This is a genomic window from Pacificibacter sp., from assembly GCF_039769035.1.
Taxonomy (GTDB): domain Bacteria; phylum Pseudomonadota; class Alphaproteobacteria; order Rhodobacterales; family Rhodobacteraceae; genus Celeribacter.
In genome coordinates this window covers 1-3200 of record NZ_JBDMZG010000201.1, presented here as the reverse complement: position 1 = coordinate 3200, position 3200 = coordinate 1, and the positions used below count along the sequence as shown (strand labels likewise).

The window sequence follows — 3200 nt, the reverse complement described above, 5'->3', positions numbered from 1 at the left end:
TTCGTGTAGGCCGGCCACGCCAGTCTCAGCATCGTCGGCCAAGTGATCCGGCGAAACCGTGTCCAGCCGACCATGCCGTATGCATCTGCAGCCTCCACGTCGCCTTTTGGGACGGAGCGCAGCGCGCCATAGAAAATTTCGGCAGAATAGGCGGAGGTGTTCAAGAAGAGGACCACCAAAGCACCAGCCCATGCGCGGGTCAGATTGCCTGTTTCAAGGGTGATACCAAAGATATCGATACCTGCCTTGGGCAATTGCACGAACAGTTCGTAGCACAAGAAAAATTGGATAAACAAAGGCGAGCCGCGAAAGATGAACATGAACCATTCGGCAGGCTTGCGCAGCCAAGCGTTTTGGGAATTCTTTGCAAGCGCAAGGGCCGTTGCAAAGACAAATCCAAACGCTAAAGCGACGGCGCCCAGATAGATGTTCCACAACATGCCTGACCCGATCAGTGTCACCTGTTCGCATAGTGTGATGTCGGTTTTGGGCAAAAGGCGTGGGCCGTAACCAATCGAGCGAAAGGCATAGTCCGTGATGGTTTGCAGACAACTCATGCGGCTTTCCTCATCTGCTCACCAGCGACAGTGGCTTGTCCACGGGACAGGCGCGTGGTGATGCGGGATAAAACAACTTCGGAGAGTTTGGTAAAGCCAAGGTAGAAAACCAAAAGTCCAAGGAAGTACCACAGGCGCCAATCGGGGTGCGGATAGGCAAAGTGGCTGGTTTTTGCGCCACCCAATTCACGCGCCCAATAGACAATGTCTTCGACGCCAAGCAAAAACAGAAGCGGTGTGGCTTTGATCAAGATCATCCAAAGATTGGACAGACCGGGCAGGGCGTAGACCCACATTTGCGGCACCATGATGCGCCAAAAACTTTGGCGCGGGGACATGCCATAGGCTTCGGCTGTTTCCATTTGTGCACGGGGTACAGCGTTCATCGCGCCCGACAACACATTGGCCGCAAAGGCCCCAAAGACGATGGCAAAGGCAATCACCGCCAACAGAAAACCATAGATTTCATGAACAGATTGCGGGGCTGAGCCGAGCGGCAGTTTAGCCGCAGAGCAGACTAGAAAATCATTGCCTTGGCGGATCGGTTCCGACCAATCGGGGCATAAGATTTTGTGCCTAATCCATTCCAAGCCTTGGTCCATTGCCAAGGGCACGAACAGAAAGAAAACAATATCCGGCACACCGCGCACCATCGAAGTGTAAAGCGTGCCGAACCAGCGTACGGGCGCGATTTTGGATCTTGCGGCAATCGCCCCCAGAAACCCCACGCCAAGCGCGATCGGGGCAGTCACGGCCAAAAGCGTGAGCACAACGATAAAGCTTTTGTAGAACAAAATGTGCTTGCCCGTTGTCAGATAACAGGCGAGCCAATTGAGGCCGTCAAGCGTGGAGGGGTCTGTGCAAGATGCAAACATAATTAGGAAAGGGGGCCAGGGAACTGGCCCCGCATTCTTTTAGTAAGTCGCGGTTGCGCCGCCGAAGTACTTGATCAGCAAAGCGTTCAAAGTCCCGTCGGCTTTCATTGTGTCGATCGCCGCGTTGAATTTTGCTTTCAACTCGGTGTCGCTTTCACGAACGCCCATTCCGATGCCGCCGCCGAGTGGCACCTCTTCGCCTGCGAACATGAAGCCTTGTTCAGCAACGAAAGGCACCAGCGCATCTTTGTCAGCGAAAACAGCGTCAACTTCACCGTTTTTGACAGCCGCGATCGTGTCATCGAGATTCGCAAATTCAACCAAGGTCGCGCCCGTTGTTGCAACATGGCCCGCTTGAATTGTGGCTGTTTGTGCTGCGATCACGCCACCCTCCAAGTCAACGCCTTCTGCCATTGATGCATATGCAGACGCTGTTGGTGGATAGTAGTCTTGTGTGAAATCAATGACTTCATCGCGCCCATCCGTGATGGACATGCCGGCAATAATTGTGTCGTAGTTGCCGGACAGCAAGTTTGGAATGATTGTGTCCCACTCGTTGGTCACCCATTCACAGGTCAATTCTGCCAATTCACAAAGCTTGTCGCCAACTTCGCGCTCAAAGCCCGCGACTTCGCCATTATCGTCAATGAAGTTATAGGGAGGGTAGGCGCCCTCAGTGCCCATACGCACTGTGTCAGCGAAAGATGCGCCAGCTGTCAAAGCCAGAACTGCTGTGGAAAGGATCAATTTTTTCATCAGTCATTTACTCTCTGTTGGTGTCGTTATTAGGCTGAAACAGTCGCACTCAGAAACTGTTTCAAGCGTTCGGATTTAGGCGCGCCGAAAAGATCGGCGGGCGGGCCTTGTTCTTCGATCAGGCCTTTGTGCAAAAACACGACATGGTCGGAAATATCCGCAGCCATGCGCATGTCGTGGGTGACAATCATCATAGTACGCCCTTCAGCGGCCAGTGATTGGATGACCTTCACCACTTCTTGTTCAAGTTCAGGATCCAGCGCAGATGTTGGTTCGTCAAACAGCAAGGCTGTAGGTTCCATACAAAGCGCCCGTGCAATTGCAGCGCGTTGTTGTTGTCCGCCCGACATTTGCGCAGGGTACACGTCACATTTGTCGCCGATGCCCACTTTGTCGAGATAGGCGCGCGCTGAGGCTTCGACCTCGGCTTTGTCGCGGCCAAGGACCGTCACTGGAGCTTCCATCACGTTTTCCAAAATCGTCATATGGGCCCAGAGATTGAATTGCTGAAACACCATCGACAGGTTCGTCCGGATGCGCATGACTTGCTTGCGATCACTCGGATGGCGGCCAAGACCGGTGCCTTTCCATGTGATGGGTTCCCCTTTGAAGAGGATTTCGCCGCTTTGGCTGTCTTCAAGCAAGTTGGCGCAGCGCAAAAGCGTCGATTTGCCGGAACCAGAAGACCCGATCAGCGACACCACTTGTCCACGGTTTGCGGTGATGGACACGCCTTTCAGCACGTCCAAGTCTCCGTAAGACTTATGCAAGTCACGGATCTCGATCACGGGTGATTTTTTTGATTCATTGGTCAACACACGAGAGAATAAGCTCAGAATCGCAGGCAATTGCAACAATCATCATCAAATTGCCGCAACGTCACTGCCTAAGAAAGGCGCATTTGACGCCTATTTCAGCAATTTGGCCAGAAAAGTTTGGTGTGCTAGCAGTTAGCTGGATTGCTCGGCAACACGTTGGCGGGCCATAGCACTTTGCGTGTCGCTCACGCCCA

The 3200-nt window shown here is 53.2% G+C and carries 4 protein-coding genes; all 4 read right to left on the bottom strand.

The window, feature by feature from the left end; translation table 11 throughout:
* Nucleotides 1–557 (bottom strand): ABC transporter permease subunit (locus ABF287_RS16285; RefSeq protein ID WP_347186053.1); only part of this gene is annotated, 557 nt, incomplete at its 3' end.
* Nucleotides 554–1432, bottom strand: a complete 879-nt coding sequence (locus ABF287_RS16280) for an ABC transporter permease subunit (RefSeq protein ID WP_347186052.1) — start codon at nucleotides 1430–1432, stop codon at nucleotides 554–556. The genes ABF287_RS16285 and ABF287_RS16280, both read right to left, overlap by 4 nt.
* Before the next feature lie 39 nt (nucleotides 1433–1471).
* Nucleotides 1472–2188, bottom strand: a complete 717-nt coding sequence (locus ABF287_RS16275) for a transporter substrate-binding domain-containing protein (RefSeq protein ID WP_347186051.1) — start codon at nucleotides 2186–2188, stop codon at nucleotides 1472–1474.
* A gap of 29 nt (nucleotides 2189–2217) precedes the next feature.
* Nucleotides 2218–2976, bottom strand: a complete 759-nt coding sequence (locus tag ABF287_RS16270; protein ID WP_347186049.1) for an ATP-binding cassette domain-containing protein — start codon at nucleotides 2974–2976, stop codon at nucleotides 2218–2220.
* Nucleotides 2977–3200: the final 224 nt, after the last annotated feature.

Excerpts from the sequence above, each read along its gene's own strand:
- ABF287_RS16280 (WP_347186052.1), bottom strand. The coding sequence starts at position 1,432 with ATGTTTGCATCTTGCACAGACCCCTCCACGCTTGACGGCCTCAATTGG.
- ABF287_RS16275 (WP_347186051.1), bottom strand. The coding sequence starts at position 2,188 with ATGAAAAAATTGATCCTTTCCACAGCAGTTCTGGCTTTGACAGCTGGC.